19 protein-coding genes are annotated in these 26,660 nt (G+C 44.6%); 11 read left to right on the top strand and 8 right to left on the bottom strand.

Annotated elements, in window-relative coordinates; translation table 11 throughout:
• Window positions 1-9 precede the first annotated feature (9 nt).
• The 3 genes from ACH19P_RS16340 (at window position 10) to ACH19P_RS16350 (ending at window position 4,365) form a co-directional block, all read left to right on the top strand.
• Window positions 10-2,625, top strand: a complete 2,616-nt coding sequence (locus ACH19P_RS16340) for a glycosyl hydrolase family 18 protein (protein ID WP_462159663.1) — start codon at window positions 10-12, stop codon at window positions 2,623-2,625.
• Between the two features lie 94 nt (window positions 2,626-2,719).
• Window positions 2,720-3,478 carry a substrate-binding periplasmic protein gene (locus ACH19P_RS16345; RefSeq protein ID WP_462159664.1) on the top strand — a complete coding sequence of 253 codons (759 nt, stop codon included), beginning with the start codon at window positions 2,720-2,722 and terminating at the stop codon, window positions 3,476-3,478.
• 125 nt (window positions 3,479-3,603) lie between these two features.
• A complete protein-coding gene (locus ACH19P_RS16350; RefSeq protein WP_462160190.1) occupies window positions 3,604-4,365 on the top strand; it encodes a substrate-binding periplasmic protein in 762 nt (253 codons plus the stop codon).
• 3 nt (window positions 4,366-4,368) lie between these two features.
• Here ACH19P_RS16350 and ACH19P_RS16355 read toward each other — a convergent pair whose 3' ends face one another.
• Window positions 4,369-5,670 (bottom strand): NAD(P)/FAD-dependent oxidoreductase, encoded by a 1,302-nt coding sequence (locus tag ACH19P_RS16355; protein WP_462159665.1) that lies wholly within the window; start codon window positions 5,668-5,670, stop codon window positions 4,369-4,371.
• A 214-nt stretch (window positions 5,671-5,884) separates the two neighbouring features.
• Between ACH19P_RS16355 and ACH19P_RS16360 the strand changes: the two genes are divergently transcribed.
• Window positions 5,885-7,090 carry an anhydro-N-acetylmuramic acid kinase gene (locus ACH19P_RS16360; RefSeq protein ID WP_462159666.1) on the top strand — a complete coding sequence of 402 codons (1,206 nt, stop codon included), beginning with the start codon at window positions 5,885-5,887 and terminating at the stop codon, window positions 7,088-7,090.
• Here the strand turns inward: ACH19P_RS16360 and ACH19P_RS16365 are convergent.
• The 4 genes from ACH19P_RS16365 to ACH19P_RS16380 form a co-directional block, all read right to left on the bottom strand.
• On the bottom strand, window positions 7,087-7,563 hold the full coding sequence (locus ACH19P_RS16365) for a hypothetical protein (RefSeq protein WP_462159667.1): 477 nt from the start codon (window positions 7,561-7,563) through the stop codon (window positions 7,087-7,089). The two genes, ACH19P_RS16360 and ACH19P_RS16365, sit on opposite strands and share 4 nt — an antisense overlap.
• A gap of 127 nt (window positions 7,564-7,690) precedes the next feature.
• Complete coding sequence (locus tag ACH19P_RS16370) at window positions 7,691-8,761, bottom strand: TonB family protein (RefSeq protein WP_462159668.1); 1,071 nt, start codon at window positions 8,759-8,761, stop codon at window positions 7,691-7,693.
• 39 nt (window positions 8,762-8,800) lie between these two features.
• Window positions 8,801-9,298, bottom strand: coding sequence for a GNAT family N-acetyltransferase (locus tag ACH19P_RS16375; protein ID WP_462159669.1), 498 nt, complete (start codon window positions 9,296-9,298; stop codon window positions 8,801-8,803).
• A gap of 20 nt (window positions 9,299-9,318) precedes the next feature.
• Window positions 9,319-9,834, bottom strand: a complete 516-nt coding sequence (locus ACH19P_RS16380; RefSeq protein ID WP_462159670.1) for a hypothetical protein — start codon at window positions 9,832-9,834, stop codon at window positions 9,319-9,321.
• A gap of 160 nt (window positions 9,835-9,994) precedes the next feature.
• Between ACH19P_RS16380 and ACH19P_RS16385 the strand changes: the two genes are divergently transcribed.
• A complete protein-coding gene (locus ACH19P_RS16385) occupies window positions 9,995-10,231 on the top strand; it encodes a hypothetical protein (protein WP_462159671.1) in 237 nt (78 codons plus the stop codon).
• Here the strand turns inward: ACH19P_RS16385 and ACH19P_RS16390 are convergent, their stop codons facing one another.
• Together ACH19P_RS16390 and soxR are read right to left on the bottom strand one after the other, a co-directional pair.
• A complete protein-coding gene (locus ACH19P_RS16390) occupies window positions 10,232-11,431 on the bottom strand; it encodes an Nramp family divalent metal transporter (protein WP_462159672.1) in 1,200 nt (399 codons plus the stop codon).
• 54 nt (window positions 11,432-11,485) lie between these two features.
• The gene (gene soxR, locus ACH19P_RS16395; protein ID WP_462159673.1) at window positions 11,486-11,941 is read right to left on the bottom strand and encodes a redox-sensitive transcriptional activator SoxR; all 456 of its coding nucleotides are present in this window, start codon (window positions 11,939-11,941) and stop codon (window positions 11,486-11,488) included.
• 73 nt (window positions 11,942-12,014) lie between these two features.
• Here soxR and ACH19P_RS16400 point away from each other — a divergent pair, with 73 nt between their 5' ends.
• The 6 genes from ACH19P_RS16400 to ACH19P_RS16425 all read left to right on the top strand — a co-directional run bounded on the left by ACH19P_RS16400 (window position 12,015) and on the right by ACH19P_RS16425 (window position 24,377).
• Window positions 12,015-12,554: a flavodoxin family protein gene (locus ACH19P_RS16400; protein WP_462159674.1), complete on the top strand. Its 540-nt coding sequence runs from the start codon at window positions 12,015-12,017 to the stop codon at window positions 12,552-12,554.
• A 481-nt stretch (window positions 12,555-13,035) separates the two neighbouring features.
• Window positions 13,036-16,224 (top strand): TonB-dependent receptor domain-containing protein, encoded by a 3,189-nt coding sequence (locus ACH19P_RS16405; protein WP_462159675.1) that lies wholly within the window; start codon window positions 13,036-13,038, stop codon window positions 16,222-16,224.
• Between the two features lie 71 nt (window positions 16,225-16,295).
• Window positions 16,296-18,218, top strand: a complete 1,923-nt coding sequence (locus ACH19P_RS16410) for an alpha/beta hydrolase family protein (protein ID WP_462159676.1) — start codon at window positions 16,296-16,298, stop codon at window positions 18,216-18,218.
• 976 nt (window positions 18,219-19,194) lie between these two features.
• The gene (locus ACH19P_RS16415) at window positions 19,195-22,383 is read left to right on the top strand and encodes a TonB-dependent receptor domain-containing protein (protein WP_462159677.1); all 3,189 of its coding nucleotides are present in this window, start codon (window positions 19,195-19,197) and stop codon (window positions 22,381-22,383) included.
• 70 nt (window positions 22,384-22,453) lie between these two features.
• A complete protein-coding gene (locus ACH19P_RS16420) occupies window positions 22,454-23,611 on the top strand; it encodes a hypothetical protein (RefSeq protein WP_462159678.1) in 1,158 nt (385 codons plus the stop codon).
• Window positions 23,598-24,377, top strand: coding sequence for an alpha/beta hydrolase family protein (locus tag ACH19P_RS16425; protein ID WP_462159679.1), 780 nt, complete (start codon window positions 23,598-23,600; stop codon window positions 24,375-24,377). Before ACH19P_RS16420 ends, ACH19P_RS16425 begins: the two co-directional genes overlap by 14 nt.
• Before the next feature lie 63 nt (window positions 24,378-24,440).
• Here the strand turns inward: ACH19P_RS16425 and ACH19P_RS16430 are convergent, their stop codons facing one another.
• Complete coding sequence (locus tag ACH19P_RS16430) at window positions 24,441-26,504, bottom strand: S9 family peptidase (RefSeq protein ID WP_462159680.1); 2,064 nt, start codon at window positions 26,502-26,504, stop codon at window positions 24,441-24,443.
• Between the last annotated feature and the right edge of the window lie 156 nt (window positions 26,505-26,660).

Below are 26,660 nucleotides of genomic sequence, written 5' to 3' on the forward strand. Positions count from 1 at the left end.
GAGAAAATTATGAAATTAACACAACTTACATTGGCGATTGCGTTGGCATGTGCGTCAGGCAGTGCATTGAGCGCTCCTTCTACCCCCAGTATCAGTTGGGAGCCACAAGAGTACTCATTTGTTGAAGTCGATCTTGAAGGTACGGGTGGCTATCACGCCCTTGTTCAGCGCCAAGATGTTGTCAATATTGAAATTAAGTGGAACGCATACAGCGGTGATGGTGGCGATAGCTACAAGGTATATTTCGACGACCAATTGGTGAATGAAGGCAGTATTGGCGCAGGTGTTATGGGCGGCACAATCAGCTTCCCTCATGAGCAAGCTGGGCGTCATAACTTGTATGTCGAGCTCTGTGAGGGGCAAGTGTGCGCCCGCAGTGATGCAAAACCGATTGTTATCGCTGATACCGATGGTGCGCATTTGGCGCCATTGCCAATGGACTATGATCCAAACAATGGTGATTACGGCATCAAGGACGGCATGGTCACAGGTGCGTACTTTGTGGAGTGGGGCATTTATGGTCGCGATTATGATGTAACCAATATTCCAGCGCATAACTTAAGCCACATCCTCTATGGATTCATTCCCATTTGTGGGCCCAATGATTCACTAACGGGTGGCCCTAAACAGGCGTTAGATAAAGCCTGTCAAGGTGCACAAGATTTTGAAGTAGTGGTGCACGATCCATGGGCAGCATTTCAAAAAGCCCTTCCAGGTGTAGATACGAATGACCCAATCCGCGGTACCTATGCGCAGATGATGGCACTTAAGCAACGTTATCCTGATTTGAAAATCGTACCGTCTGTGGGCGGCTGGACACTGACGGATCCTTTCTACTCATTTACGGATAAAGCGAACCGCGACACCTTCGTCGCATCGATGAAAGAATTCTTAAAAACATGGAAATTCTATGACGGAGTCGACATCGACTGGGAATACCCAGGTGGTGATGGTGCCAATCCTTCGTTGGGTAACACAGCGACAGACGGCGATGCATATGTTGCTCTGATGCGTGAACTGCGCGCTATGCTTGATGAGCTTGAGGCTGAAACGGGCAGGGAATATGAGCTTACCTCGGCAATCGGTGCGGGTGCGGATAAAATTGAAGATGTCGACTATGGTCAAGCGCATCAATACATGGACTACATATTTGCCATGACTTATGACTTCTACGGGGCATGGAATAACATCACAGGCCACCAAACGGCTATATACTGCGGCGAGCATTTCCGTCCTGGTCAGTGTGATGGCACGGGAGTGGATGAAGAAGGTCAACCCTATAAAGGGCCTGCTTACACAATCGACAACGCGATTAAACTATTGCTAGCGCAAAATGTGCCGTCGCAGAAAATTGTTGTTGGTGCAGCAATGTATGGTCGAGGTTGGGAAGGTGTTTACCCTCAAAATGCAACGGTTGCCGATAATCCAATGACGGCGCCGGGTAACGGCAAGCTCAAAGGTTCAACCAGTGAAGGCGTGTGGGAAGATGGCGTGATTGACTATAAGGGTGTAAAAGCCAATATGTTGGGCACCAATTTCCAAGGTGTGAATGGCTTTGAAGTGGGTTACGACGCCCAAGCTAAAGCTGCGTGGGTGTGGAACCGCAGCAATGGCAAGCTCATTACGTTAGATACGCCAAAAACGGTGATGGAGAAAGGTCAATACGTTCAGCAGCACAACCTTGGCGGTTTGTTCGCGTGGGAAATTGATGCGGATAACGGCGATATCCTTAATGCGATGCACGAAAGCTTAGGTGACATTGCGAACGCCAATAAACTGCCTGTTGTCAGTGTAGCCAGTAGTATCACAGTGCAAAGCGGTACGTCTGTTACCATTACAGCCACTGCGACGGATGCAGATAACGACCCATTGACGTTCAGCTGGCAAGGTGACAATGCGCTGGCTTTGGCCAATACGAACAGTGCAACGGTCACAGTGAGTGCACCAAGCGTGACACAAAACACACAATATACTCTTCGCGTGGTAGTAAGCGATGGTAAAGACAGTGTGACTAAGGTTGTGACCGTCAATGTACAAGCTGACGTTGTTGTTGGCGAAAACAATGCGCCAGTCGTGCAAGCGATTGATGATGTGAGCGTGAGTGAAGAACAAAGTGTGAATGTGTCAGTTTCAGCCAGTGATGTAGATAACGACTCACTTACTTACAGTTGGGATGTACCTGCTGGACTTACGTTGTCTGGCAGTGGCGCTAATGTGTCATTGATTGCAGGGCAAGTGAGCCAAGATACAGCGTATCAGGTCACTGTGATGGTGAGTGATTCTCAGGCACAAGCAACGCAGACGTTTACTGTGACGGTGCTTGATAGCACGACAACAACGCCAGGTGATACATGGGATGCTTCCGCAATCTATGTTGGTGGTGACACTGTCATCTATGGTGGTTTAGAGTACAAAGCGAAATGGTGGACTCAAGGCGACCAACCTGATTTAGGCGGTGCGTGGGAGTTGGTAAGCGTACCGACAGACGGTGGCGACCTAGTATGGCAGTCATCAGCGAGCTATGTCGGCGGTTCTGTGGTCACTCACAATGGTGCGCGCTATGAAGCGAAATGGTGGACGCAAGGTGAAGAGCCGGGTGTTGCCGATGTGTGGAAATCACTTTAAGTAATTCGTACCCATCAGCAAAGGCAACGTCTTAAGTTGCCTTTTTTAAATTCATAAAATAGGCTTAAGTAATGTTTCTTATTGGAAACAACTCATGTACAGATGTATTGCAGTCATCATTTCTATGTTCATTGCGCAATGCGCTTGGGGACAATGTGAAAAGCCGATTCGTGTCGGAGTTGGTGCGCATTGGCCGCCTTATTTCGTTGTTTCAGATAGTGACCTGTCAGGGATAGATTTAGATATTACCTCCCTCATCCTCGAAAGCATTGGACATTGTGCGCAGTTTATCCGTTTACCCTCTCCCAACCGCATGCGTACTGAGTTCGTCAACGGTCGTATAGACATGCTTATGGCAACCAGTTTCACCGAAGAGCGTGCTACCTTGGGGCAGTTCTCAATTGCTTATCGTAGCGAAACGTTGCGCCTAATGGTCAACAATCAAACAGACGTGAACCCAGATTTACCTTTGCAGCAACAGTTAAAACAGAAGAAAACCTTAGTGCTCACTCAAAATACCTATTTTGGTAAAGCCGTCGCTGAGGTGATGTCGGATGCGACCTTTGCTAAGCAAATCGTCTATGTATCTAAAGTGCCACTGCGATTCGCTATGGTGGCAAATGGTCATGTTGATATGACCGTGATTGATGAACTCGTGGCAAGTCATTTAATGAAACTCAGTCAACACACCGGTCTGCGTTTTAGTAGTGCGCCCCTTGTTACTGAACCCGTCCATTTTCTCATTAACGAGGGTATCGCGAGTGAGGATTTTGTCGCTAAAATCAACAACGCTATTACCCATAAACAGGCTGACATCGAAAAGAAATTAGCCTCAGTAAGGCGTTTAGATTAGCGCGCTAATTCAGGTGAAGTAGTTAATTTTCCGATAAAAAACAAAACGTAACAGCGAACTAAAATTGCGTAAATTGGCATTAGACTCAATACTATAATGAACATTGTGTTTGGGACCTTAGGGTGATGTACGCTCGCTGGCTACTGCTTTGCTATTTATGCTTTCCAATACTCGCGCAAGCCGAGTGTTCTGATCCTGTGCGCGTAGGAGTCAACAGTCATTGGCCGCCATACATAGTGTTGACGGATAAAGCGATTAGCGGGACGGATATGGAAATCGTATCAATGCTATTGGCATCCATGGATGAGTGTGTGGAGTTTGTACGCTTGCCTTCTTCTGTTCGGTTACTTACTGAGTTAGAGGCTAACAGAATAGACCTAGTTCCAGGCGCGAGTTACACTAATTTAAGACTCAAATATGGCGTTTACTCAGATGCTTATCGTGAAGAAGAAGTGCGTTTGTTGGTCAATACTCACAACGTACCTGATGTTCAATTGAGCTTTGAAGAGCTACTCAAAAAGGGTAAATACCTTGTCATAAATGCTGGAGCGTATTACGGCCCTCTTGTGGAAAAACTGCGTTCTGATGCGCGTTTCTCTCGGCAAATATTTGATGTGGCTACGCCTATCCAGCGCTACCAAATGCTGCTTCTCGACAGAGTCGATATGACCCTTGAGGATAAATATGTTGCTATGCACTTAAAACAAGCCTACCCGGGCAATTATATAAAATTACATCCGACAGCAGTGACGACGGAAAAAATACACTTTTTGATTGGCCATAGCAGAGGCAGTGAAGAATTTATGGTGCGATTAAATCGCGCGATAGCTGAAAATAAAGACGCTATCGCGCATATTCTAGAGCAAGGACACGTTGTTCACCCTTAGCTCCTAATGTAATTTCATCTTCGGCCTCACTACACGCATCAGCTTTTCACTCAGCCAAAGCGCCATCATTTTTAGTGTGCCGTGCACTGCCTGTTGATGCATTCTATACAGGCTCATATACATCCATCGAGCGATTTTTCCCTCAATAAATACATCACTGTTGAGATTACCCATCAAATTACCAACGGCACTAAAACGGGCCAAATTCACTAACGAACCATGATCCTTATACACAAAAGGTTGCAAAGGCTTACCCTGATACTCGCGAATGAGGTTGTTTTTCACAGTACTGGCCATTTGATGTGCGGATTGCGCGCGTGGTGGCACCAATGAACCATCTTCCTGCGTGAACGCACAGCAATCACCGACCACATAAATATGTTCGTCGTCGCTCACTTGTAGGTAAGCATTAACCACAATTTGGTTGTTGCGATTGAGTTCGAATACGCCCAAGTCTTTCAAAAAGTCAGGCGCTTTTACACCTGCAGCCCACACCTTTATGTCGCAATCCAATGATTGGTCTTCAAAATGAATAGTACGCTCATCAATTTGCAATACCCGTTTACCTAAATGTAAGGTTACGCCAATTTTCTTGAGCTCCATTGTCGCTTTGGTAGCAATACGTTCTGGCAGTGCGGGGAGGATCCGGTTGCTTGCTTCAATAAGGTGAATGTTGAGGCGATCTTTGTTGACCTTATCGAGTCCATATATCTTCAATAGGCTTGTGACATGATAGAGCTCTGCGGATAGTTCCACACCCGTTGCGCCTGCGCCGATGATAGCCACGTTGAGTTTTGATGTGCTCTCATCCGCTTGTTGCAAGCGAGTAAAGCTGTCTAATAAGGTATGTTGAAAACGTTCAGCACCACTGACCGAATCTAAAAAGAAGCAATGCTCTTGTGCGCCTGGGGTATTGAAGTCATTACTTACGCTGCCAATTGCCAGTATCAGCTTGTCATACTTTAAGGTGCGCTCAGGAAGCACAACTTGGCCACGGTCGTCAAATAAGGGAGCGAGTAAAATTGTTTTGGTAAGGCGGTCGACATTATAAAATGTACCTAGTTGAAAGATAAAATGATGTTTTGCAGCATGTGCTGAATAGACAACACCATCCAAGCTAGCATCGAGCGAGCCAGTTGCAACCTCATGCAGCAGAGGTTTCCAGATGTGGGTGCGATTTCTATCTATGAGTATAATTTCGGCTTTGTGCTTTTTGCCTAACTTGTGGCCTAAGCCCGTAGCGAGTTCTAATCCTCCTGCGCCGCCACCGACAATTACGATGCGGGGTATTGATTCGTCATTCATAGTTATTCCTCAAAAATTGCATACCCAAATGCACGTACCACAGTGCTAAATACACTTGGGTATTTTTGGCCAGTGGGTCGGCCATTCTCTTGTTTTCGAGGAAGAGTTGCGACAAGCTTACGCCTAATGTTAACAAAAGTCATTAGCCCGCTAACTATTGAGTTATTATATGTAATAACTTAAATTTGGCATAAATTATTCTTAGGTCATCGACATGCACCCACACATTGCACATTTAGCTAATCTCTCGTCAAAGCCACAGCGCACTATTATTGGATTGATGAGTGGCACGTCTATGGATGGCCTAGATGTTGCGCTGTGTGTGATCACAGGTTCGGGCGCTGAAACTCAGATTGAAGTGAAGCAATTTGAAACGTGTAGCTATCCAGATGAGTATCAGCCCTATGTGCGAGAAATCTTTGCTAAACGAGATATCGATCTGCAACAGTTGACGCTGTTAAATGCATGGATAGGAAAGTTACACGCGCAGTTAGTGAACCAATGTATTGCAAAATGGCAGGTGCCAGCCAATACAATTGATGTGATTGCCAGCCATGGCCAAACCGTTTATCACTGCCCAAAAAAGCAACATGGGCTTGTTGAATTTCCAAATGCAACGCTGCAAATAGGTGATGGCTGCCATGTTGCTGTTACTACGGGTATTACCACAATCAGCGACTTTCGCCAAAAGCACATCGCTGCTGGTGGTGAAGGAGCACCTTTAGCGGCGTATGGTGATTATCTCTACTTTGCTGATAAAAATGAACATCGTGTGTTGCTCAATATCGGTGGTATTGCCAACATTACAGTGCTACCAAAAGGTGCTTCGTTGCAACAAACAACGTGTGCTGATTTAGGCCCTGGTAATACCATGATTGACGCCTATATCCAGCGTCATTTTGCACCCCTGCAATACGACAAAGACAGCAATAAAGCGAAGCAGGGAATTGTGAATGAACCTTTGCTGTCGGCTTTATTAACCCATCCTTTTTTATCTCTTGGCATGCCGAAAACCACGGGGCCTGAAGTGTTTAATTTGGCGTATTTACAAGCGTGTCTTGAAAGCAGTGGCGTAACTGACTTGAGTCACGAGGATGTGTTAGCGACGCTGACCGAGTTTTCAGCGCGCAGTATTGCTCATCAATTGAATTTATTACTGGAGAACTTACATGCAGTGAGTGTTTATGTGAGCGGAGGTGGGCTACATAACCCTTTGCTGATTGAAAGAATACGCTCACTGAGTGCACATGGAGTCAACCTGACTTCATTGTCGGAGTTAGGGATTGACCCCGATGCCAAAGAAGCGGTGTTGTTTGCGTTACTTGCTAACGAAACATTGGCGGGAAATGCGGCTAATAAAGCGGATAATAGCGGTTCTATGCCCGCTATTACCATGGGGAAAATTAGTTTTCCTGACTAGCTCAACAAGCGTTGGCAATACCCCATTAAACGCTTACCTACGCTGGTAGATGGCGTTAACACTGGGTGGTGCGCCAATTCAGTTTCGGGGTGTACTTTTACCGTAAACTGCGCACTTTCTTTGATAATGTTATGGCGACCATGTAAGTTTAATTGTAACAACGCAAATTCAGATAGCTTAGCTAAGTTTACTGGCACTGTACTCAGCATAGTCAATGCAACCACATTGCTATCAACATCTCTTTGTGTCAATGAGTATTGTGCCGCTAACATGGATTGTCGTTGTTCTGGAAAGGTAAGACTCGCATGTAAATAATCACCCTGTTGCGCGTTACTTGGTAAACGACATAAAAATTGCACGGGTGCAGAGGGACCGCCCAGTGTAAAAGGGTGTTGAGTCATACTCTCAAAGTCAGCTAATTGTTCTTCATTTCGAAGTGCAAATACAGCCAAGGGTGAACGAAACTGCGACATATCCAATAGATTGTTGATGATTTGCGGACAATTATGCAGCAGCTAGATGACAGAAATATTACATGTTCCTATTTTGTTGGAATAATCGCTGAGTATGTCTTTACTCAGCGATTAAATACGCAAAGTGCTACTTAAGATTCAACACCATCTGCACTTGAGTTTTCGCTACTACGGCTTCACCATTTTCGAATTTAGGCGCGTAGCGCCACTTCTTAACCGCATCGACCGTTGCGCGTTCAAATCCTCTATCGCCCTTAGCAGCTATTACTTCGGTGTCGGAAACAAAGCCAGATTTATCAATCGTCAGCTCAACAATGACCTTACTGTCTCTGCCATTTTTTGCTATGTCTACTGACACTTCAGGATGTTTTTGATACAAGGGTTGTTGTTCGATGTCTTGTGTCCAAGGTCTCATTTTTGCTATTGCCACGCAGTGTTTCGTGGCCTCATCGCGTAAGCCTTGGTCTTCATATAAGTTAACTAGCAAAGTGTGAGCTTGAAGTTCGATTGGGTGGTCGAATTCTAGGTTATCATCAAACACTTTAACGACTTTGTTTAATCGCTCGATTGCCTGTGAGCGGTCGCCAAATCGGCTGTCATAAACACCCAAGTACATATTTACTTTTACATTGTTGACGCTATTTTCCACCTGATTTTTACTGTAGTAGTCTTCTGCGCTGAGCAAATATTCTTCGGTGGTGTTGCGCTTTTTGTTGTTGAAACGTGCCAATAGAATTTCTGCCGCACTTAAAGTAATTTCAGCGGTTAAATTTGCATCGCCTTGTTTCTGGGCTATCTGAATCGCACGCTCGGTCGCGTCTTTTGCTTCACTAAAGTTGTATGTGGAATCTGCCACTCCCAAAAGGGGGTCGATGATTGATATGTCATCCTCACCATGGGCCTGCTTCAAATTGGTAATAGCAAGTTTGTAGAGCCCCTTTTTTGCGATCATGGCTTCTTCAGAACCCGTTTTCATCACATTTGCATAATTGATCGCTAAGTTTGCCGTGCTTTGAGAGCTCGCTCCGAACTTCTCGCTACCTAATTGATAAGCGCGTTTGGCGGATTCTTCAACATTAGTTCCTGACTCAATGGCATCCAAGTACTCTTGGTAGGCCGTGCTAAATTCGTCATCTGCAGCGTTAGCAGCGCCGCTTAGTATTATTGCTACAGCCAGTGGGGCTAGTTTTGTTAGCATTATTCGCTCCTTGATGATGGGTCGTTGATATTATTTTTCTTATCCGTGTTGTCGTATTAGCAACCTGTCTTGTTCAGTTTTATTTTCCAATTGAATGAGTGACAAATCGGTAAATCCGAGCTTTCTAAGTAGGGCGTAACTGGCTTCATTCATGGGTGAAGTGATGCCGTACAAGGTTGAAAAGTTTTGCGTGAATTGAGTTAAAAAGGCGCTCGCTGCTTCGTACATCAAACCTTGACCTTGATACTCACTTAACATGGCGAAGCCAAGGTCGGGGTGTTCGAGCATAGGGCGTTGAAATAGACCAACCATGCCGATAGGGTGGCCGTTAGCTAACGTGATAATTCTCGAACCCAATCCTAACTCCAAGGGGGCGATAAAGGTGTTATTGATATATTCGTGCGCCTGCTCTTGCGTGCGTACCTGCTTATCGCCAATATGATTTATAAAACTGGGGTCATTAAGTAATGCAATGACAAATTGGGTATCTGCCATTGTCCCTTTGCGTAACGAGACCCTACTATCTGAAACTGCCATCCTTTGCCTCACATTGTCGATTACTTAAATATGACTTCTTTATCTGAGCGAGAATAGACGCGCTGCTCAGGCTTTGTCCATTCGCCCTTTTTTAAATACTGAGTCGTTACCGTAAATTGACCGTCTTTGAATGAGCTGGTCGATTTAACTTGTGTGATCCCCTCGCTGCTGCCGGTCACATCTTCATAAGCAATGAATGAACCGTCTTCGGTTATCTCCAATGTTCCTTGAGTGAAAAAATCGGCAGTGGTGAAGTAATAGAACACCATTTGTTCTTTTTCTTTATCCCAAAAGATAAAAGATTCACCGCCATACACGCCATTATTAATGCTGTGCTTGGTGCGAATTGCTTTACCATTGAGTGCACGCTCCCACATGCTTATATCGGTCATGGGAGGTTGCCCTTTTGCCATACTAAAGCTGGCTTCCCATGTGCCTAAATAAGGTTCGAAAACAGCGAGTTTTGGGTCCAAGCTAGAGGTTGCATAACTAAAGCAACTAACAACTAAGAAGCTGAGCGTGAGGATGTATTTCATAGCGTGCCTGATGTTAATTATTTGCAGTTCTTAAGAGTGAACTAATTTCTGTGCGTATACAAGTTTGACGATAAAATCATATTTAACAATTTCTTACATCAAGGCAGCCAGGTGTTTGATAAAGTTTATCGCAATGAACAACCGCCTTTTTAGGGTAACTATGGCGAACAAATTATTGCTGCTGTTAATGTTAACTTGTCTAAACGGTTGCACGGCTATCGGTGTCATGCTCGACACTGAGTTTGATACTGACGATGAGCAGATGCCTATTACTGAGTTGGGATTTGAAATCGATAAAGCGGTGCTGGGAGCATTAATTCGTGGGCAAAAGCCGATAGAGGTTACGTGTATTGAGGCCGCAAACCAAAGAGTTTGCGAGCCTAATTACAACCGTTGATTAAATGAGTGAATACAATTTGTAAACACTTAGCCCCACGACTGTAAGCACTACAGGGACGCTTAAACAGTTCAATATCAGGGTATTTCTATATTGCCCCATCACCTGAGTGTTGTTGAGTAGCCACAGTAAATACACACAAATAATCGGGAGTAAAATGGCGTTGGTTGCTTGTGCGAAGATGATAACTGCCACTGGGTCTAAACTTAAGCTTGCAACCACAGTACCAAACGCGAGTATGGCCAATGCAATAAACTTAAAGCGCCTATCTTCCACATTCAGTTTCCAGCCTAACATACCGCACACCGCATAGGCGCCAGCCAGTGGAGCCGTTACGGCGCTGGTCATTCCTGCAGCAAACAATCCCAAAGCAAAAAAGTAATGGGCATAACTACCAAGGAGTGGTTCGAGTTGCTTAGCCATATTCGCCGCGTTTAGCGGTCCTGAACTTTGCCCAAAGAAGGCGACGCTGGCTGTTGCCACGATGGCGAGCGTAATCAGGCCACCTAAACTGACGGAAATGGTGGTATCCACATTGTGCGTGTTAATGGCTTTTTCGACTGCATCTGAATGAATCTTTTCTCTGGCGATGACACCAGAGTGAAGAAACAGGTTGTATGGCACTATGGTAGTGCCAATCAAGGCGAGTATTGTGACCAAGGAACCGTCGGGGATACTAGGACGAAAGCCCCCCATCAATTGCATGATATCTGGCGCGGCGATAAACAATGTGCTGATAAACACTAGGCTCATCACTATGACTAAAGCGATGAGCGCCTTTTCAATTAACTTATATATGCCACTGTACAGTAACGCGCCGCTGACAAAAGCAATGAGTGGCACCCAAATCCAAGAAGGGACGTGGGTAAAGAGTGCTTGCAGGCCAATACCCGCACCAGTCAAATTACCCGCTTCATAGGCGGCGCTGCCTATGCCAATAGCGCCGATGACCAAAAAGATTGCAATGAGTTGGGCGATGGGGTGAGTGATGTTCGCGCGCAGCGCATGGGCCAAATCCAGCCCGCTGACAACAGCGAGTCGGGCTGCCATTGATTGCAATAATATGGTTGCAAATACTGAAAAAACCAACGCCCACAATAGGGTGAAGCCAAAATTAGCGCCTGCTACGGAGGCTGTGGTGATAGTGCCTGGGCCTATAAAGGCTGCAGCAACGAGTAAACCGGGGCCAAATTTTTTCACGGAAATAGCCTTATTTTTCTTATTGTTTTGTTATTGATACAGGAGTAATACACGTTAGTCATTAATTTCAGGATGATCTAACAGTACAGCGCCATTGTCGACACTGGCTAATTTATCCTCAGGGTTATATATGGGACAGCGTTGCATGCTCAAGCAACCGCAGCCTATACAGCCATTTACGTAGTCTCGCACTCGTTGCATATACGCAATTTTTTCGTCCAATTGTTGTTGCCATTGACGCGACAATGTCTCCCAATCTGCTTTCGTCGGTGTGCGATTATCAGGCAAGGAACTCAAGGTCTCTTTTATTTCCTCAAGCGTGATCCCCATTTTTTGCGCTGCCTTAATAACGGCAATACGCCTGAGCACATCACGTTTGTATCGCCGTTGATTGCCTTCATTTCGCCAACTGCGAATCAGGCCTTTTTTCTCGTAAAAATGGAGCGCGGATACTGCCACATCAGCCCTTTTTGCGACTGTTCCAACAGATAAATTAGCTTCTAATGTCATTTTTCATTGACCTGAACTTAAGTTGAGCTTTTAGCCTGAGCCTATTCTTATTTAACGAACAAGGCAATGAGACATGAGCGGATACATAATTATTTTTAGCAGCGCAAGACGAAAGGGTAACACTTACACAGCAGCGAAAACGCTAGCCAGCCGCTTAGGTGCACAAACTCTGTACTTAGATGACTATAAAATTAATGCCTATGACTACGAGGCGGTGCAGCACAATGATGACTTCACAGAATTGATGGAGCAATTGTTGAAATTTGAACATTGGGTCTTTGCTTCTCCAGTGTATTGGTACAACACCACTATCGACATCAAAAACTTCTTCGACCGAATCACTGACTACATGAACGACGAACAGCTGCAACCACAACTACGGCAATTGAGGAAAAAGCACATGTCAGTATTGTCCACCAGTAATGCAATTGAGGGTGTCGATGCCTTTGTCGCCCCTTTCAAATTAACAGCTAATTATTTAGGCATGAGTTTTAAGACGCATTATCACGCTAGATCGAATAAACCGAACGAAATAACCATCTTCGGCCGCAGTCAACGTCCCAGCATGACACGGTTTCATCGCCTTTTTCACACTGTAATGATTAACAAATAACGCAAAGTCGCACTAGTTTTTTGCTGAAATTTTTCGTCAAAACGAAGTTGTGAATCGATTTAATTGCTTTAGTTGTTACAAAATTGCACAAAGTGAATGGATGTGTTTTCTAAACAAAAAATTAGCTGTAAAAACGCCGTTTAATCATTTTAATTTAACAAGAGGTGGGCTTTTTACCGGTTTTTTATATGGCCATAAACGCCTTTGTTGCAATATTTGGGTGCTGTCGGTGAGTAAATGAAGTGGTGTAATTTATTGTTTTAATTAGCGAAATAATTACTAAGTGCTTGTATTTAGTGGGGTATTGGTTGTCTTGTGGTGTGTGGGTAACGTTTTATTTACAGTGAAGCAATATTTATTATTGCGATTGACTCATTTTGTTGTGTTTTTTGGGTTTTTTATGTAAGTATTAGCCTAGTCGTATTGTCTTACATGTAACAAAATACGACATCAAAATAATAACATCTCAGGGGTATTAACAATGTTTAAGAAAACATTACTAAGCAAAGCTGTAACCTATTCGCTATTGCTTGGCTCTGCTTCTTTTGTAACTGGCGCGTATGCTGCAGAAGAAGAGAACAAGGAAGGCACTACAATCGAAGAAGAAGCACCAGAGCGCATTGAAGTCACGGGTTCTCGTATCCGTCGTGCTGAATTCTCAAACGCTTCTCCAATCCAAGTTATCAGCGGTGACTTCTCACGTGAAATGGGTCTTTTCGACGCAGGTGAGATGCTACAAACAACGAACCAAGCATCGGGTACACAGATTGATAACACCTTCGGTGGTTATGTACTTGATAACGGTCCTGGTTCTGCGACTATCGGTTTCCGTGGTCTAGGTGCTGAGCGTACACTTGTACTTATTAACGGTCGTCGTATGGCGCCTGCGGGTGTAGGTGGTGCGCCAACGTCTGCTGACTTGAACCTTATTCCAGGTGTAATGATTTCACGCGTTGAAAACCTTTTCGACGGTGCATCAACGGTCTACGGTTCTGATGCGGTAGCGGGTGTTGCTAACATCATGCTACGTAAAGACGTAGAAGGTTTCGAAATCCAAGGTTCTTATAAGCAGCCTAAAGGCGACGGCGGTGAAGAAACTGTGCTTTCGGCAATGTGGGGTAACACTTACGACAATGGTTTCATCACTATTGGTGCTGAGTACACTGACCAACAAGCACAATCACGTGCGGGTAACGCATTCTTACAAGGTTGTGAAGAGCGTATTTGGGAAACTGAGGAAGGTGATATCATCACTCGTAACTCAGGTAATGGCCCAATCGCACAAGAAAGCGTGTGTGACATCTTCCCTCTTACAAACCGTGTTCAGTTGAACAACTTCTGGGGCAGCTTGTACTACACGCCTGGTTTTACTAACACAGATATTCCTAACCTAAGTGAAACAACTGTAAACTCAGCGTACGCTGGTTTCTTCCCAACTTGGGTTCCTGGTGATTTCAACGGTGACGGCATCATCGACTTTGATAAAGGCGATGGTGTATTTGTTGATGGCAACCTAGATGGTCTTCGTGATGTTGACTTCTCTGACCCATTCTATGCATACCAAAACTCTGATTATTACCGCAGCGGTGACTACCTAAGCCGTAACAAGCGCTACTCTGTAATGCTTAATGGTGAGCATTCACTGGGTGGTGAATCAAACACTACGTTCTACTACGAAGGTTTGTACGCTAAGCGTGAATCACCAATCTTTAGCCCAGGCGCGCAGTTATTTGAGTGGGTATCACCTTCAAACGCATACAACCCGTGTGGTGCTTACAGCGACATCGACTGTTTGTCATTCCTAGGTGCGCAAGGTGGCCCAACGTGGGTTCGTCCAATCGTGAACATCCGTGGTGACCGTGATCGTGTTGACGTAGAAGTTGAACAGTATCGCGTAGTAGCTGGTTTCACTGGCGACCTACCTATCTTTGAGTTTGCTGAGCAGAAAGCTTGGTACTATGACATTTATGCTTCATACAGTGCGTCAAACGGTACAGATAATCGCCAAGCAATTCTTGAATCAAACCTTCTTCAAGCGCTTGATACAGTAGTTGCAGCAGACGGTACGGTAAGCTGTGCTGACACGTCAAACGGCTGTGTACCAGTAAACCTATTTGCTGAAAACATCTACCAAGAAGGTGGCGGTACGCTAACAGATGCTGAAGCGGCATTCTTATTCGGCAACCGTTATATGGAAACCAAAGTTAACCAGCTAGTGATTAACGGTTTCGTAGGTGGTGAGTTGTTCAACATTCCTTGGAACAACGAAGCAGTGAACATGATCATCGGTGCTGAGTACCGTCGTGATGAGATTGAATCTAACCCGAATGACGTTTCTGCAGAAGGTCTTGCTTGGGGTTACTTTGCTGACCAAGGTGCAGACGGTTCGCGTAACCTGAAGGAAGTGTTTACTGAGTTTGATTTCCCACTAGCACGTGGCGCGAAATTCGCGGAAGAAATCACAGTAACTGCATCAGGTCGTATCTCAGAAGAGAGCTTCTACGACGCAGAAAGCACATACAGCTTAAAAGCAATCTACCGTCCAGTTGAGTGGGTTACACTTCGTGCTACTAAAGGTACTTCGTACCGTGCACCTAACTTACGTGAGCGTTTCTTGAACGGTACATCTGGTTTCAACAGCGTAACTGACGTGTGTGTTGTTCCTGATGAAGCGCGTGTATCTGATCCAACAGATCCAACTGCACCACCTACGTATGATGCAAACGGTGATTCACGTAGCGCAGCAGTACTAGCGGCGTGTTCGGCTGATGGCGTAGACCCAACTTCACTTGGTCTTGGCCAAAACGGTACTAACACCTTTACTCAAGGCACAAGCGTTGAAGTAACTACCGGTGGTACTACTGAGCTTAACCCTGAAACATCAGTAGCTAAAACATACGGTTTCATCCTTGAACAACCGTTCAGCGATGATTTCGAGCTAACCTTCTCTGCAACTCGTTTCGACATTGAAGTAACCAACAGTATTGCTGAGCCTTCAGCTGCATACAGTGTTGACCAGTGTTATTCAGCAGACGGTAACGCTGCGTTCTGTAGCCGTATCGACCGTGGTGCGGATGGCCGTATCAGCGACGTTGATGCAAGCTTCATCAATATCGGTTTGATTTCATCTAAAGGTACTGACTTCAACATCTTCTACGACCAAGACTTCGTAGTAAATGAGAAGAACCTTGGTTTGACCGTTGATCTTCAAGCAACGAAGATGAGCGAGTCAATGTACGATGTATTAGGTACAGTGGATGACAATGTAGGTGAGCCAGACTACCCAGAATGGCGTGGTTACGGTCGTATTAAGCTTGCTTATGACGACTACTCAGTAAACTGGGAATCACGTTACATCGGTAAAGGTGAAGAAGATGACCTAGGTGAATTCGAAGAATACACTGACGGTTGTACGGGTCTATTGAATGCATCTGGCGAAGCACTTATGTGTCGTCCTCTTGCATACACTGAAGACTACTGGGTACATAACATCAGCTTCAACTTCAAGTTTGATTCATTCAGCATCAACGCAGGTGTTCGTAACGTATTCAACGACGAGCCACCAAAAGTTGACCCAGCTGGTTCATTCTCAAGCCACAACATCCCATTGGGTGTTGGCTACGACACATTTGGTCGTACACCGTTCATCAACTTCAAAGCTGCATTCTAATAACAGCTTGATAAGTTAATGAAAATTAAATGGCTTCTCTCGGGAAGCCATTTTCAATTTAGGAGAAAGTGATGAAAACAAAAAACCTCATACAATCACTTGCAGTAGCCGGATTGCTGTTTACTCAGGTTGCTGGAGCAAATGATGCTCAACAAGATACATCAGCGAAAGATATTAGCTTAATCGAGAGCTTTTCAATTCTTCCTGCAATTCAATCGATTAAAGTATCACCGAATGGTAAGAAGTTGGTGATGCAGCGTGCGACTTCCAAAGATGGTGATTACATCATCGAAGTGCATGACACCGCTAAACTTGGGCAAAACCCCGTCCGCTTAGGCGCTGACAAAATGCGCGTGTCAGGCGTAAGCTGGTTAAACGATGACAAGATCCTCGTTGTATTTCGCCAACTGCTAGAAGACAGTGGCAAAAAATATTGGGTGAATAAGTTCGCCATTACTGATGCCGATGGAAAAGGTGATTGGCTTCAACCGTTCAAAAAATCAGGTAATGTAAGTTTCAGCATTATTGATATTCTGCCAGATCATGAAGATGAAGTTTTGGTTGAAGTTGATGTGAATGATAACTGGATCCCTGATGTGGTTAAGCTCAACATCAAAACCGGTCGCGAGCGCATGATTTTGCGTGGAAGTACTAAAGTAAATAACGGCTTTATAGCTGATAAAGACGGTGAAATTCGTGTTGCTTCTGGTTGGAATCAAAATAATCAATCAGTTGATGCATTTGCTCGAGAAAAAGGTAGCGATGAGTGGAAAACTATTTACTCTAATACCGGTGAAGACCGTGAAACGTTTGTGATTAAAGCTGTTTCAAATGACGATCCTAACAAACTTTATGTCATAGCGAATAATGGTGAAGATAAAACTGGCGCTTACTTGTATGACATTAAAACTGGAAAGTTCTCAGACAGACTTTTCGGCTTAAAAACGGTTGATACAGACAACATAATTTTCGACAAGCAGGGCGACATTCGTGGCTATACCTACAGTGGCAAATACCCAGAATACTATATTACAGATCCTGAATATTTGGCTGTGTACGAGGGGGTAAAACAGGCATTCCCAGATAGCTATTTGTCTCTTTCAAGCACCTCGGACGATTACAATACTATCGTATTTATGACTCAGTCTGGAACCGATCCGGGCACTTATTATTTACTGAAAGATAAAAAGAGCATTATAAAAATTGGCGAACGCATGCCGTTCATCGATAAAACGAAGCTAGCGGACTCTAAGTACATCTCTTATAACGCCCGTGATGGTCGTAAGATTCGTGCTTATCTGACAGTTCCTGAAGGTAAAGGCCCATTCCCAAGTATTGTACTACCGCACGGTGGTCCTTGGGTGCGTGATGTCATCACCTTTGATGAGTGGACGCAGCTGCTTGTGTCACACGGATATGCCGTTATTCAGCCTAACTATCGTGGCTCTACGGGGTACGGTTTAGAGCACTGGAAAGCTGGTGATAAAAACTGGGGCCTGAAGATGCAAGATGATTTGGATGATGCAGCCCAGTACATGATTGATAAAGGCATTACATCGAAAGACAAAGTGGCGATGTTCGGCTGGAGTTACGGTGGTTATGCGGCATTTGCTGCATCCATGCGTGAAAACAACATGTACCAGTGTACCGTAGCAGGAGCGGGCGTGAGTGATTTATCGCGTATCAACGCACGACTTCATGACAACGCACTTTTAAATAAATTGCAACGTCCGACTATTAAGGGTATTTCGCCCGTAGAGCAAGTTGAAAAGGTAAACGTGCCAATACTTGTTATCCACGGTGATATTGATGGTCGAGTGCCCATCGAGCACAGTAATGCCTTTGTCAGTGAGCTTAAAAAGCATAACAAGCAACACAAATATGTGGTGTTAGAAGATGCGGATCACTTCATGAACACCTTGTTCTACGGTCATAAGCAGAAGTTCTACTCAGAACTGATTGACTGGTTAGACAATACCTGTGGTTTGAAATAACCGAAAAAAAGCCTGCGTCATGCAGGCTTTTTCCTTTAGTTCGTGAACTCATTCACCGAATTAATCTTCTTTTTTAACACCTTTCATCGCTGTCAAGTCAGTTGCATGGCTAACTGCAAATTAGGGGTTCGCTCCTACTTTCAAGTCATTCCTTCGGCACACCTGTATCGTTAATGAATTCATAGTGGATGTGCGGATGAGCAGTGAGATTAAGCTAATAGTTAATAAACGGTGCTCATTGCACCTGTTCCCCAAACTTTCTTGCCAACCTATCTTGCTAATTGTTTATGAGATTGTTGTAGCCACAGACACAATCAGAGTTTCAGAGCCTTGATGTGGCTATTGCTGAAATCTAAATATTCTGTCGACTTCTTTGCGCGAATGCTACACATCCACCAGCAAGGTACCTGTTTCTATATCAACTTTGAGACAATGTGAATGCGCGCTTTAGATGAGAGTGAACGAAAATTCACAGCGCTCAACGGGAAGGCTTACACGAAACTTTGGCTTCTATATTAGGATAATTAAACTCACCGGTTGTTTTGTATTTGGTATATAAGCGTTGTTTATGGTTGTTGTAGTAAATAATTTGATTTTTATATTAATATAAATGTGCTTTTAAAATTAATTAATTGTAAATGTATTATTTGATTTTAAGCAATATAAATAAATTGTTAATGCGTTGGTTTGTTAATTGTTTGTATTTTTGGGATGATTCACAATCCGACAAGGTTTTACATTAAAGGTTAATAAAATCAATGATTTAATTGTATTTGGTGCTGACTTTTCTTTTGTCGGTTTTGAACAGTCTGCTAAGAAAATATGTACGTTTAATTTTAAAATAAATGTTTGTTTATCTATTTTTTGTTGTCATGTTGTTGTCCCTCATGTTAATAAATATAGGTCTGGTCTTCTGTGTGTAATTAAATTATTAGGAAGGCTGGGGTTTAATTATTATAATTTTCAGGGAATAAAAATGTTTAACAAATCTAAAATCGGCAGGGCGATTCAATACTCTTTGCTTCTTGGTTCGAGTGTTACTGCATTTTCTTCATATGCCGCAGAAGAAGAAAACAAAGAAGGGACTACCATTGAAGAAGAAGCGCCAGAGCGCATTGAAGTTACGGGTTCGCGAATCCGTCGTGCTGAATTCTCAAACGCTTCTCCAATCCAAGTAATCAGCGGTGACTTCTCACGTGAAATGGGTCTTTTCGACGCAGGTGAGATGCTACAAACAACGAACCAAGCATCGGGTACACAGATTGATAACACCTTCGGTGGTTATGTTCTAGATAACGGCCCAGGTGCTGCAACTATCGGTTTCCGTGGTCTAGGTGCTGAGCGTACGCTTGTACTTATCAACGGTCGTCGTATGGCACCAGCGGGGGTAGGTGGCGCACCAACCGCTGCTGACTTGAACCTAATTCCAGGTGTAATGATTTCACGCGTTGAAAACCTTTTTGATGGTGCATCAACGGTATACGGCTCTGACGCGGTAGCGGGTGTTGCTAACATCATGCTACGTAAAGACGTTGAAGGCTTCGAAGTACAGGGTTCATACAAGCAACCTAAAGGCGACGGTGGTGAAGAATCCGTACTTTCTGCAATGTGGGGTAATACCTACGACAATGGTTTCGTGACTATTGGTGCTGAGTACACTGACCAAAAAGCACAATCACGCGCAGGTAACCCATTCTTACAAGGTTGTGAAGAGCGTATTTGGGAAACTGAAGAAGGGGATATCATTACTCGTAACTCAGGTAACGGCCCAATCGCTCAAGAGAGCACCTGTGATATTTTCCCTCTCACCAACCGTATGTATGTGAACAACGCTTTCTGGGGTTATGTATATGCAACACCGGGTTTCTCTAACACGGGTATTCCTGGTTTCAGTGAAACTACGGTAAGTTCTAGCCTTGAAGGTTACCTACCTGGATGGGTTGGCGGTGACTTCAACGGTGACGGCATCATCGATTTTGATAAAGGCGATGGCGTGTTTATTGACGGTGACGGCGACGGTCTTCGTGATGTTGATTTCTCTGACCCATTCTACGCGTTCCAAAATTCTGACTACTACCGTAGCGGTGACTACTTAAGCCAGAATAAGCGTTATTCAATTATGTTAAGCGGTGAACACACACTCGGTGGTGATTCAAATACAACCTTCTACTACGAAGGTTTATACGCAAAGCGTGAATCTGATTCATTCAGCCCGGGTGCTCAGTTCTTCCCTACAGTTGGTGCAGACAACGCTTACAACCCATGTGGCGTATACGGTATTGACTGTTATGAAATGCTAGGTGCTGGCACAACGGGTCCACAATGGGTTCAACCTGTTGTTAATATTCGTGGTGACCGCGACCAAAGCAATGTAGAAGTTGATCAATACCGCGTAGTGGCTGGTTTAACCGGTGACCTACCTGTATTTGAAGCTGCTGATCTGCACGGTTGGTACTATGATGTTTATGCGTCGTACAGTGCGTCAAAAGGTACAAACTCATTAAACGGTATTGACCGCGCACGTCTTGCGCAATCTCTAGCCACAGTAGTCGCTGATGACGGCACTGTGAGCTGTGCTGATGAGTCAAATGGCTGTGTGCCAGTAAACCTATTTGCTGACAACATCTACCAAACCGGTGGTGGTGCATTCACGGATGCCGAAGCGGCATTCCTATTCACTGAGCGCTACATGGAAACCAAAGTTAATCAGTTAGTGGTTAATGGTTTTGTTGGCGGTGAAATGTTCAATATCCCTTGGAACAATGAGGCTGTGAACATCATCGTGGGTGCAGAGTTCCGTCGTGATGAGATTGAATCAAATCCAAATGATGTAGCTGCAAACGGTGGTTTGATGCACTACTTCTCAGACCAAGGTGCAGATGGTTCGCGTAACCTGAAAGAAGTATTTACTGAGATAGACTTCCCGCTAGCGCGTGGTGCTAAATTCGCGGAAGAAATCACAGTAACTGCATCAGGTCGTATCTCAGAAGAGAGCTTCTATGACGCAGAAAGCACATACAGCTTAAAAGCAATTTACCGTCCAGTTGAGTGGTTCACATTACGTGCAACGAAAGGTACTTCGTACCGTGCACCTAACTTACGTGAGCGCTTCCTAAATGGTACAACTGGTTTTACAGACGTAACTGATACCTGTGTTGTTCCTGGTGATGCGCGTGTAGGTGACCCTCTAGTACCAGATTCATTTGTGTATGATGCTTCTCTAGATGAGCGTTCTGCAGCAACACTTGACGCATGTCGTGCATCAGGCGTCGATCCAACATCACTGGGTCTTGGCCAAGATGGTAGCCCGTCGTTCAACCAATCGACAAACATCGAGGTCAATTCGGGTGGTTCTGAGCTGTTAAACCCAGAAACATCAGTTGCTAAAACATACGGCTTCATCTTTGAACAACCGTTCAGTGATGATTTTGAACTAACCCTTTCTGCAACTCGCTTCGATATTGAAGTGACGAACAGTATTGCGGAGCCTTCAGCAGCATACAGCGTTAATCAGTGTTATGCAGCAGACGGTAACCGTGCATTCTGTGAGCGCATCAATCGTGACGAAAACGGTCAAATCAACCTAGTAGACGGTACATTCATCAACATTGGTTTGATTTCCTCTAAAGGTACTGACTTCAACATTTTCTACGACCAAGACTTCGTAGTGAATGAGAGAAACCTTGGTTTAACCGTTGACCTTCAAGCCACGAAGATGAGCGAATCAATGTACGATGTATTAGGTACAATTGATGATAACGTCGGTGAGCCAGACTACCCAGAATGGCGTGGTTACGGTCGTATTAAGCTTGCTTATGACGACTACTCAGTAAACTGGGAAGCACGTTACATCGGTAAAGGTGAAGAAGATGACCTAGGTGAATTCGAAGAATACACTGACGGTTGTACGGGTCTATTGAATGCATCTGGCGAAGCACTTATGTGTCGTCCTCTTGCATACACTGAAGACTACTGGGTACATAACATCAGCTTCAACTTCAAGTTTGATTCATTCAGCATCAACGCAGGTGTTCGTAACGTATTCAACGACGAGCCACCAAAAGTTGACCCAGCTGGTTCATTCTCAAGCCACAACATCCCATTGGGTGTTGGCTATGACATCTTTGGTCGTACGCCGTTCATCAACTTCAAAGCTGCATTCTAATAACAGCGTAATCAGTTGATGATAACCATATGGCTTCTCTCGGGAAGCCATTTTCAATTCAGGAGAAGTGATGAAAACAACACGTCTTATACAATCACTTGCAGTAGCCGGATTGCTGTTTACTCAGGTTGCTGGAGCAAATGATGCTCAACAAGATACATCAGGGAAAGATATTAGCTTAATCGAGAGCTTTTCAATTCTTCCTGCAATTCAATCGATTAAAGTATCACCGAATGGTAAGAAGTTGGTGATGCAGCGTGCGACTTCCAAGGATGGTGATTACATCATCGAAGTGCATGACACCGCTAAACTTGGGCAAAACCCCGTTCGCTTAGGCGCTGACAAAATGCGCGTGTCAGGCGTAAGCTGGTTAAACGATGACAAGATCCTCGTTGTATTTCGCCAACTGTTAGAAGACAGTGGCAAAAAATATTGGGTGAGTAAGTTCGCCATTACTGATGCAGATGGTAAAGGTAATTGGCTCGTACCGTTTAAAAAACAAGGTAATATTGGCTTTAGCATTATCGATATATTGCCAGATCAAAAAGACGAAGTGCTAGTAGAAGTCGACATTAATGATAATTGGATCCCTGATGTGGTTAAGCTCAACATCAACACTGGTCGCGAATCATTGGTGATGCGAGGCAATGACAAGATCACGGGCGGCTTCGTTGCGGACAAAGACGGTGATGTTCGCATCGCAACGGGGTGGAATAGAGCCGACCAGTCAATCGATACCTTTGTTAGGGAAAAGGGCAGTGAAGAGTGGAAAAAAATCTACGCTAATAGTGGTGAAAACCGTGAAACCTTTGACATCCAAGGTATATCAAACGAAGACCCAAACAAACTGTATGTCATTGCTAACAAAGGCGAAGACAAAACAGGCGTTTATTTATTCGATGTGAAGACACAGACATACTCGGACCGATTGTTCGGTTTGAAAACAGTGGATACCAATAACGTCATTTTTGACAAGCAAGGTGATGTCCGAGGGTTCTCATATAACAGCAAGCACCCAGAGTATTACATCACTGAACCAGAATATCAGGCGGTGTACGAAGGGGTAAAACAAGCATTCCCAGATAGCTTTTTATCCCTGTCTAGCACTTCAGATGACTACAATACTGTTGTACTGATGACCCAATCGGGCACCGATCCGGGCACCTACTATTTGTTGAAAGATAAAAAAGAGCATTATCAAAATTGGCGAGCGCATGCCGTTTCTTGATAAGTCGAAACTTGCCGAATCCAAATATATTTCTTATGACGCCCGTGATGGCCGTAAAATTCGCGCTTATCTGACAGTTCCTGAAGGTAAAGGTCCATTCCCAAGTATTGTACTACCGCACGGTGGTCCTTGGGTGCGTGATGTCATCACCTTTGATGAGTGGACGCAGCTGCTTGTGTCGCACGGGTATGCCGTTATTCAGCCTAACTATCGTGGCTCTACGGGGTACGGTTTAGAGCACTGGAAAGCCGGTGATAAAAACTGGGGCTTGAAGATGCAGGATGATTTGGATGACGCTGCTCAGTACATGATTGATAAAGGCATTACATCGAAAGATAAAGTGGCGATGTTTGGCTGGAGTTACGGTGGTTATGCGGCGTTTGCTGCATCCATGCGTGAAAACAACATGTACCAGTGTACGGTAGCTGGAGCGGGCGTGAGTGACTTATCGCGGATCAATGCGACTCTGAATGACAACCCATTATTAAGTCGACTTCAACGCCCGACTATCAAAGGTATTTCGCCCGTAGAGCAAGTTGAAAAGGTAAACGTACCAATACTTGTTATTCACGGTGATATTGATGGTCGAGTGCCCATCGAGCACAGTAATGCATTTGTTAGCGAGCTTAAAAAGCATAACAAGCAACACAAATATGTGGTGTTAGAAGATGCGGATCACTTCATGAACACCTTGTTCTACGGTCATAAGCAGAAGTTCTACTCAGAACTGATTGACTGGTTAGACAATACCTGTGGTTTGAAATAACCGAAAAAAAAGCCTGCATAAGCAGGCTTTTTTACTATTAATTCAGCGGATTACTACTATGAATTAATCTTCTTTTTTAGCGCCTTTCACCGCTTTTAACTTAGCTGCGTGGTCAATCTCAAATTCTGGCATGTCTTTGTTGCCATCCATTAAGTAGTTGTCCATCCAACGCATTAGACGCAAGCTGTAGTCGTATTGGGCTGCTACTTTGCGGTTACCATGACCTTCGCCTGGGTAGTACACCAAGCGCACGTCTTTACCTTGCACCTTCATATAGCGATATAGCTCCATTGACTGCGCTGGGTGAACGCGAGGGTCGTCTTTACCATGCATGATAAGAAGTGGCGTCTTTGATTGACCAGCCCAGTAAATCGGGCTGCGCTCTAGGTACCATTGCCATTTATCCCACGGGTATGAACGTGCGTGAACGAGGTGCATTTCGTTTGAGATATCAGTTGTACCAAACTTAGATAGTTGGTTCGTCACACCCACGAACATGACGCTTGCTGCGAAGTGTTCTGTTAGTTTTGTTGCGCCCCATGCCGATGCATAGCCACCGTATGAGCCACCTGTGATGCCCACACGCTTAGTGTCAACCAAACCCATATCTACAAGGTGCTGTTTCATATCAACAAGATCGTCGAACTCTTTACCGGCATAATCGTTTTGGCCCAGCTTTGAGTAGTCAACGCCTTTACCTGTTGAACCACGGTAATTTGGATAGAATACCGCATAGTCACGCGCCGCACCCATCTGACCTGGGTTTGAGTAGGTTGTAATCCAGCCATTCTTCACGTGACTTTCTGGGCCACCGTGAACGACCATGATCAACGGGTATTTCTTACCTTCTTGGTAATCCAGTGGGTAAACCAGTACGCCACCGATCTCTACGCCATCGCGAGCTTTGAAAGTGAGTGCTTCTTGCTTCGCGAAACGTTTGTCATTCAACCACGGGTTTGAGTCGCTCAAACGCGTCGTCTTTGAACCACGAACCATAAACACTTCATTAGGGTGCTTTGCGGTGTTTGCGCGAAGCGCCATGGTTTTATCAGAGTCAGAAATACTTAAAGAGCCAGCGATAAACTTGCCTTCTTTAACCAATTTCTTGTACTTGTTTGAACCAACTTTAATTTGGCCAATAAAACTTTCAGGGCTTACTTGAGCAACAAAGTTTAAGGTGTTGGCTTTGTTTGACCATTCAAAGTCACTGATGTGACCCATGAAATTAGGCAACCATTCTTTTACTTCACCCGTGTCAGTATCTGCCAGATATAGACGGCCAGTGGCTGGGTCGTGCTTGTCTTGTGCACCAAGAATGGCAACGTAACGACCATCGTGAGAGAGCTCCGCTGTGCCCAACTTACCTTCTGTTTTAAACGACATGGTTACCTGTTTGCTCGAAAGGTCAAACAGGTGCCACTGCGACTTCATGTACTTGTCGTCAATAAGTGCCGTTGGCTGAGTTTTTACTAGTAGCTTTTTACCATCAGCTGAGTAGTTTACTTCACTCACATACCCTTCAATATCCAGTGACTCAGGTGTAAGCGGCTTTTCTGCTTTAACAAGGTCAACGATATGAAGTTGTTTGTTTTTGAGCCCAAGTTCATAAACTTCGGCCATAAAGCCCAGTTTTTTAAGTTCTTTTTCTGATTTTGCTGGCGCTGGCATGGCCAAAAGCGCAACTTGCTCACCATTTGGGTTCAAGGCGTAACTAGAAATTGAACGGTCTTTTAGCGCCATCACTTTTTGCGCTTGACCGCCGTCTACAGGAATACTGTAAAGTGATGTGAACTTGTCGTCTGCCATCTTAGCGAGGAAGTAGATGTGTTTTGCATCTGCAGACCAGCTAATGCTGTTTATATTTACTTTGCCTGTTATGAATGGACGCTCAACGCCTTCGTCATCAATCACGTAAAGTTCACTGAAGTTTGTGCCGTTTTCGTCAACATATAACTCGCGTGGTAAAGAGCGAGTGAACGCAACTTGCTCACCATCAGGGCTGACAGCGGTTTGAATTACGCTTTTAATTTTAGGGATGTCTTCTACCGTAATCGTGTCATTGGCGATGGCGTGCGTACTTGCACTTAAACCCATTGCTAATGCCAAGGTCGTCTTTAATAATTTCATGTCTGTCCTTCACTTGTTGTGTGCGCAGCACATTTTACAAATCGACCCAGACAATGCCAGTGTTTGCGATTAAGGCGCCCCATTGTGGGATAAATGACACAAGTTGGGAAAAGCGCCGCTGCTTTAATCTACACAGCAGCTGGCGCTGGTTGGGGT

The organism is Pseudoalteromonas sp. GB56 (assembly GCF_054923835.1).